Below are 6,913 nucleotides of genomic sequence, written 5' to 3' on the forward strand. Positions count from 1 at the left end.
AAATCTCCTTACAGACTGTAGAGTTCGAAAAGATCGTGACTAGCAGTCGTGCACGATGGTGCCCACCTGCTCGCCCAGGATGGCACGGCGGATGTCGCCGCCCAGCATGCGGCAGACGATGATGGGCACGTTGTTGTCGCGCACCAGGGCAAAGGCAGCGGCGTCCATGACGCCCAGATGGCGGGACAGGGTCTCGTCATAGCTCAGGCTGTCGTACTTGACGGCATCGGGGAACTTGGCGGGGTCCTTATCGTAGATGCCGTCCACCTTGGTGGCCTTGATGATGGCATCGCACTGCAGTTCCATGCCGCGCAGGGCGGCGGTGGTGTCGGTGGTGAAATAGGGGTTGCCGGTACCGGCGGCGCAGATGACCACACGGCCCTTTTCCAGATGGCGCATGGCGCGGCGACGGATGAAGGGCTCGCACACTTCCTGCATGTCGATGGCGGACAGCACGCGGGTGGGGTAGCCGAATTTTTCCAGCATGTCCTGCACGGCCAGGGCATTGAGCACCGTGGCCAGCATGCCCATGTAGTCGGCGGAGGAACGTTCCATGCCCTTGGCGGAACCGGAAAGGCCGCGGAAGATGTTGCCGCCGCCGATGACCAGGGCAAGTTCCACGCCCATGTCGAGCAATCCGCCGATCTCCTTGCAGATGGTGCCCACGGTTTCGGGGTCGATACCGGTTTTCTGCTCTCCGGCCAGGGCCTCGCCGCTCAGCTTGAGCAGCACGCGCTTGTACTTGAGTTCAGCCATATGTTCCGCCTTGGTTGAAGCCGGCCACGCCGGCTGTTGCTTTCATGGATCGTCCGATACCGAACAGCAGGCATTCGGACGCGCTCTTTTCATCATAGCAAAAAACGTCGCTATCTCAAAGCACTTTTACCATGCCGCCCCCGCAGGACGGCACGGGACGGCCCTTTGCAAGGCGGCCTGTACGACCCGGGGCGGGCACGCCGTTCGGGCAAGGGACGCCGTATGGCCGGGAGGACATGCGCTCCCGCCCGCCGCCTCCCTCCCTGCCCCGCCGGGACGTCCCTGCGGTTTCCCCGGCCGGGAGGACATGCGGAAAAACACCCCGCGCCATCCCCCCGCGTCGACGGTCATGCCTTTGTCGCCGCCCCTGCGTCGAGCCCGGATGGTGAGGCGTCGCAAACGGACGCCCCGATACGCATACGGACACCGCCGGGGAACGCAACCGGAGCGGGAGCCTATTTGCCTGCCCCCGTCTTTTGCGGTATCGGAAAGAGTCCCGAACCGAAGCCGCGCGCAGACCCGGCAAGGAGTCCCCATGCTCGAATGCAACAACCGTTTTGAAGATCGCGCCTTCCTCCTGCTGCTGGCCGGCGTCTCGCTGGCTTTCCTCTGGATGCTGCGCCCCTTCTTCGATGTCATCTTCTGGGGCATCGTCATCGCCCTGCTCTCCACTCCCGTCTACGATGCCCTGCAACGCCGCAGCATGGGCCGCAACCTGGCGGCGCTGACCTGCGTGATCCTGAGCCTGGTGCTCATCATCGTGCCCTGCGCGTACATTTTTTATACGTTCATCAACGAGGTGGCCAATCTCTACGGCCGCCTGACGTCCGGCGGACATGACATCCGCGAGACGCTGGAAAAGCTGCGCGAGGTGGCGCCCGGCGTGCAGGACTGGCTCACCCGCTACGGCTACGGCCCCGAGGTCATCACCCAGAAACTTTCCGAGCTGGCGGTCAAGGTCAGCGGGCTGGTGGCGCGCAACACCGTGGCCCTGGGCGGCAGTACGGTGAACTTCCTCGTGGACCTCTGCATCATGCTCTATCTGGCCTTCTTCCTGGTGCGCGACGGCAAGCAGCTGCGCGTGCTGCTCATCCGGGCCCTGCCCTTTGGCGACCACCGCGAGGATCTGCTCTTCGCCAAGTTCGCCGAAGTGCTGCGGGCCACGGTCAAGGGCAGCCTGCTGGTGGCCATGGCCCAGGGCGCGCTGGGCGGTCTCATCTTCTGGATACTGGGCATCAAGGCCCCGGTGCTCTGGGGCGTGGTCATGACCCTGCTCTCGCTCATCCCGGTGGTGGGCGCGGGCGTGGTCTGGGCGCCGGTGGCCGGGTACCTGCTGCTCACGGGCGATTATGTGTCCGGCGTGGTGCTGCTGGCCTACGGGGTCTTCGTCATCGGTCTGGCGGACAACATCCTCCGCCCCGTCCTGGTAGGGCGCGATACCAAGCTGCCGGACTTCATGGTCCTGCTCTCCACGCTGGGCGGTTTCTCGCTCTTCGGCATGGACGGCTTCGTGACGGGCCCCATGCTGGCCGTGCTCTTCGTGACGGTCTGGAAGATATTCATGGACGAATTCAAGCCGCCCCTGACGCTGGACGGCAGCGCCCCCGCACAGGATGCGGACGGGGACGGCCCTGCGGCATGACGCAAAAGGCCACCCGCAACGGCGGGTGGCCTTCCATTACCTGCCCCCCGGCAGGTGAAAGATAGGGGACGGGATCCACGGCACCCGTCCCCTGTATGCGACAGCCTCCCACAGCTGCCGCTCCGGCAGCAAGGAAAAGGGGAAAGGAGGAGAACCAGATTCCTTGCTTCCGGTCAATCCTGCTGTCCCGGCGGGGATGTTCCCATCCCCGGCGTCCTGCAGCGGCCCGGGACACACGGGCCGTCCGGCATGCCCTTTCGGGCACCGGCGGCAGACGCCGCCCCGCCGGGACAGCTAATGTTCCAGACGGCGGACCAGCACCTCGTCGATGCGGTTGCCGTCCATCTTCACTATCTTCATCCGCCAGCCCTGGATGCGCACCCGCTCGCCTTCGTGCGGGATATGCCCCAGGGCCTCCAGCAACAGCCCCGCCAGTGTGGCCGAGGAGCTGCGCGGCGGCAGGTGGATGCCCAGCCAGGAGGTCACGGCATCCACGGTCAGGCGGCCGGGCATGAGCCACGAGCCGTCAGGCTGGCGGCAGGCTTCGGGCCCGGCGGGCATGTCGCCCATCTGGCCTGCCAGCACGCTCACCAGATCCGTGTATTCGTCACGCACGAAGGCCAGGGGCGTGGGCTCTTCGCGAAAAGTTTCCAGCATCTCCGTCAGCGAGGCATGCTCGAAGATCGTGGGCGCGGGCCGCAGCAGGGGCCGCACGCTCCAGACACGCCCGCTGCCATCATCCTGCGGCGCTGCCGTACCGGGACGCTCCGTGCCCGTCACGGGCCCCTGGGGCGTCACGGCCGCCAGATCCCCGGTATGGATCACGCCCAGCACTTCGTCCCTGTCCGGGTCCAGCACCGGCAGCCAGGGCGAGAGGCTCTCGCTGGCAAAACGGCAGGCCGTGGCATAGTCGGCCTCGCTGTCCAGCCAGCGCACCCGGTGGCGCGGGGTCATGATGAAGCGGGCCGTGCGTCCGCTCAGGCGGATCACGCGGGCCACCATGTCGCGCTCTTCCGGCTCGAACAGGGGCTGGGCATCGCTCTCGCTGGCCAGGGCCGCGGCATCGCGCCGCGCTTCTTCCTCGCCGGGACGTCCGCCGCCCAGCAGCCCCAGCACCGCCATGGCCATGGATTCACGCATGTCGCGCATGCTGATGCGCTTGCGGCGGTTGCGCAGGGCCACCTGGTTGCAGATCTCCACCAGCACCGAGAAGCAGATGGCCGCGTAGAGATAGCCCTTGGGGATGTGGTACCCCAGACCGTCCATGAGCAGGCTCAGGCCGATCATCATCAAAAAGCCCAGACACAGGATGATGACCGTGGGGTGACGCTCCACAAAACTTGTCAGCGGCGCGGCGGCCATGACCATGACCAGCATGGCCACGACGACGGCCAGCATCATCACCGGGATATGGTCCACCATGCCCACCGAGGTGATGATGGAATCCAGGGAGAACACGGCATCCAGCACCAGGATCTGGATGATGACCTGCCAGAAGCCCGAGCGCGTGGGCGCCGAGGAGTATTCGGCCATGCCGCCTTCCAGGCGCTCGTGCAGCTCCATGGTCCCCTTGAGCAGCAAAAAGATGCCGCCGCCCATGAGGATGAAATCTCGCCACGAGAAGGCTTTGCCGAAGACCGTGACCAGGGGCTCGGTCAGACTGACGATCCAGGCGATGGCGGAAAGCAGCACCAGGCGCGTGACGAGCGCCAGACCAAGACCGGTGAGGAAGGCCCGGCGGCGCTGTTCCTGCGTATGCAGGCGCGAGGTGAGGATGGAGATGAAAACGAGGTTGTCGATGCCCAGCACGACCTCGAGCACGATCAGGGTGCCCAGCCCGGCCCAGGCCGAGGGATCGGCGATCCACGAGAAATCCCACATGGGAGCTTTCCGCCTCCTTGCGGCAGTGATGCTGAAGTGATGCCCGGCCCTCCCGCTCCGCACGGAGTCCCGGACTGGATGGAGGCAGCATACGCCGGCGTCCGTCAGGAAAGCGTCGGCATGGCCGGGAAAAGGGCCAAAAAAAAGGAGGGGCCGGAGCCCCTCCTGGGATCTTTATGGCGGACAGCTTATTCAGCGGCCAGCTGGATGCGGCTGAAGCCGGCGACCTTGATGTCGCCACCGGCGGCCTTGGCCACTTCGCGCACCACTTCGGTCATGCTCTTCTTGTCGTCGCGGATGTAGGGCTGTTCCATCAGGCAGACTTCCTTCTGGAACTTCTTCACGGCGCCTTCGGCGATCTTTTCCACGATCTGTTCGGGCTTGCCTTCTTCGCGGGCCTTCTGGCGGTACACTTCACGCTCGCGTTCCATGGCGGCGGCGTCCAGGCTGGCGCCGTCCAGGGCCATGGGGTTGGTGGCGGCCACCTGCATGGCCACGTTCTTGGCCAGTTCCTGCACTTCAGGCTTGGCGGCGGTAGCGGCGCTGTCGCACACCAGGTCCACCAGCACGCCGATCTTGCGGTTGGCGTGGATGTACTGGCCGATCACTTCGTTGTCTTCACGGGTGTAACGGGTGAAGTTGCCGAGCTGCATGTTTTCGCCCACGGAGGCGATGAGCTGGGTCACGTCTTCGCCCACCAGGCCCTTCAGGGCTTCGGCGTCGGCGGGGTTGCTGTCCAGCACGCTCTGGGCCACCTTGGCGGCCAGGGCTTCGAACTGTTCGCCGCGGGCCACGAAGTCGGTCTCGCACAGCAGGGCGGACATGGCCACGGTCTTGCCGTCAGCGCTCACGGCGGCCATCACCAGGCCTTCGCTGGTGGCACGGCCGGACTTCTTGGCAGCCTTGGCCATACCCTTCTGGCGCAGCCAGTCGACGGCCTTTTCCAGGTCGCCGTCCACTTCCACCAGGGCTTTCTTGCAGTCCATCATGCCGGCGCCGGTCTTTTCGCGCAGTTCCTTCACCATAGCGGCGGAAATAGCCATTGTATTCTCCTGTGTATCCGGCCTGGGCCGGAGCAAGATTCCAAAAAATCGCGCAGTGCGCAGGGTGGCGGCACAGCCCGAAAGCCGCGCCGCCACCTTTTTGAAGCATGGGGGGGCCGGAGCCTTGCTGCTCCGGTTCCTGCGTCGCCCGCCACGGGGCATCCCCGTCCGGGCGCGGACATCAGCAGGGCCGATGCCCGGGGCAACAGCGTTGCCCGAGGTCAGAAGACCGTACCGGAACTACTCGGCGGCAGCTTCGGTCTCGGCAGCCTTCTGCATGGCTTCTTCGGCGTTGGCTTCCACGGCGGCGCCGTCCTTCATCTGGGCTTCGCCTTCCTGGCAGGCTTCGGAGAAAGCCGTCACGAACAGCTTGATGGCGCGGATGGCGTCATCGTTGCCGGGGATGATGTAGTCGATGACATCGGGATCGCAGTTGGTGTCGGTCACGGCCACGATCGGGATGCCCAGCTTGCGGCATTCCTTCACGGCGATGTCTTCGCGATGGGGGTCGATGATGAAAGCCAGCTGGGGCAGGCGATCCATGTTCTTGATACCGCCCAGGGTCTGTTCCAGCTTCTGCATTTCGCGTTCCAGCAGCAGGATTTCCTTCTTCTGGTAACGGTTGATGCTGCCGTCGGCGAACATGCCTTCCAGCTTCTTCAGGCGTTCCACGCTCTTCTGGATGGTGACGAAGTTGGTCAGGGTGCCGCCCATCCAGCGGTTGGTCACGTAGTACTGGTTGGCCTTGGTGGCTTCGGTGGCCACGGCTTCCTGGGCCTGGCGCTTGGTACCGATGAACAGCACCTTGCCGCCGTTGGCCACGGTGTCGACCACCTTGTCATAGGCCACGCGGAACAGCTTCACGGTCTGCTGCAGGTCGATGATATGGATGCCATTGCGGGCGCCGAAGATGTAAGGACGCATCTTGGGGTTCCAACGACGGGTCTGGTGACCGAAATGCACGCCGGTTTCCAGCATCTGCTTCATGCTGACGTAAGCCATTTTTCAATCCTCCAAAAGGGTTGTGATCTTCCACACCGGCCCAGACCCTGCAACCCGGCCTGCCGCCGCCCCCGGCCCCATGACCGGAAGACAACGAAAAATGCGCCGTAGCGCATTGCCGGGCACCCCGGGCCGCTGCCGGAGTGTGCTTCGATGAACGAGCTTCCATAGACCAAAAGCCCGCAAATGGCAAGCCCCGACGGCAACAAGGCGCTTCTTTCCCCGCCGGCGGAGCCGTCTTCCCGCCGCAGCCGTCCCGTTGCGGACGTATGGCAGGGCCGAAGGAGCGGCGCCCGCCGTCCCTGTTCCATTCCCGTGGCAGACAGCGCCCCCCGGCGAAGCCCCGCTGCGATCACCGCCGGGCCCCTGCCGCAGGGCTGTCATGAGGCGAGGCACCGCGATACGTCCCCTGCCGCGACGCACGCCCGTCTTTTCCCGGGCGACCGGCGTAGACCGGCAGCCGTCGTGCCCGGCACAGCGGCAAAGGCCCTTTCCGGCGGCTCTGCCCGGAAGCTCCGGCAGTCGGCATTTTTCCTGGCGCGTCCTCCCATGTGCCGTCTGATGCGTCCGAACACTCCGGCACATTGCA

At 65.2% G+C, this 6,913-nt stretch carries 5 protein-coding genes; 1 reads left to right on the forward strand and 4 read right to left on the reverse strand.

The window, feature by feature from the left end; genetic code table 11:
- Positions 1-39: 39 nt before the first annotated feature.
- Entirely contained in the window at positions 40-756 is a 717-nt protein-coding gene (gene pyrH / locus ACQRCJ_RS08215; RefSeq protein WP_006007843.1) for a UMP kinase, read from the reverse strand.
- A 535-nt stretch (positions 757-1,291) separates the two neighbouring features.
- Here pyrH and ACQRCJ_RS08220 point away from each other — a divergent pair.
- Positions 1,292-2,398, forward strand: a complete 1,107-nt coding sequence (locus ACQRCJ_RS08220; protein WP_168935877.1) for an AI-2E family transporter — start codon at positions 1,292-1,294, stop codon at positions 2,396-2,398.
- 294 nt (positions 2,399-2,692) lie between these two features.
- Here the strand turns inward: ACQRCJ_RS08220 and ACQRCJ_RS08225 are convergent, their stop codons facing one another.
- The 3 genes from ACQRCJ_RS08225 to rpsB all read right to left on the reverse strand — a co-directional run bounded on the left by ACQRCJ_RS08225 (position 2,693) and on the right by rpsB (position 6,324).
- Positions 2,693-4,279, reverse strand: coding sequence for a TerC family protein (locus tag ACQRCJ_RS08225; RefSeq protein ID WP_427799612.1), 1,587 nt, complete (start codon positions 4,277-4,279; stop codon positions 2,693-2,695).
- A 188-nt stretch (positions 4,280-4,467) separates the two neighbouring features.
- Positions 4,468-5,322 carry a translation elongation factor Ts gene (gene tsf / locus ACQRCJ_RS08230; RefSeq protein WP_427799613.1) on the reverse strand — a complete coding sequence of 285 codons (855 nt, stop codon included), beginning with the start codon at positions 5,320-5,322 and terminating at the stop codon, positions 4,468-4,470.
- Positions 5,323-5,562: 240 nt separating this feature from the next.
- The gene (gene rpsB / locus ACQRCJ_RS08235; RefSeq protein WP_006007837.1) at positions 5,563-6,324 is read right to left on the reverse strand and encodes a 30S ribosomal protein S2; all 762 of its coding nucleotides are present in this window, start codon (positions 6,322-6,324) and stop codon (positions 5,563-5,565) included.
- Positions 6,325-6,913 lie beyond the last annotated feature (589 nt).

This window comes from Desulfovibrio sp. SGI.102, assembly GCF_050314315.1.
GTDB lineage: Bacteria > Desulfobacterota > Desulfovibrionia > Desulfovibrionales > Desulfovibrionaceae > Desulfovibrio.

Coding starts and splice junctions, on each gene's coding strand:
- rpsB (WP_006007837.1), bottom strand. CDS start 6,324: ATGGCTTACGTCAGCATGAAGCAGATGCTGGAAACCGGCGTGCATTTC.
- pyrH (WP_006007843.1), bottom strand. CDS start 756: ATGGCTGAACTCAAGTACAAGCGCGTGCTGCTCAAGCTGAGCGGCGAG.
- ACQRCJ_RS08225 (WP_427799612.1), bottom strand. CDS start 4,279: ATGTGGGATTTCTCGTGGATCGCCGATCCCTCGGCCTGGGCCGGGCTG.
- ACQRCJ_RS08220 (WP_168935877.1), top strand. CDS start 1,292: ATGCTCGAATGCAACAACCGTTTTGAAGATCGCGCCTTCCTCCTGCTG.
- tsf (WP_427799613.1), bottom strand. CDS start 5,322: ATGGCTATTTCCGCCGCTATGGTGAAGGAACTGCGCGAAAAGACCGGC.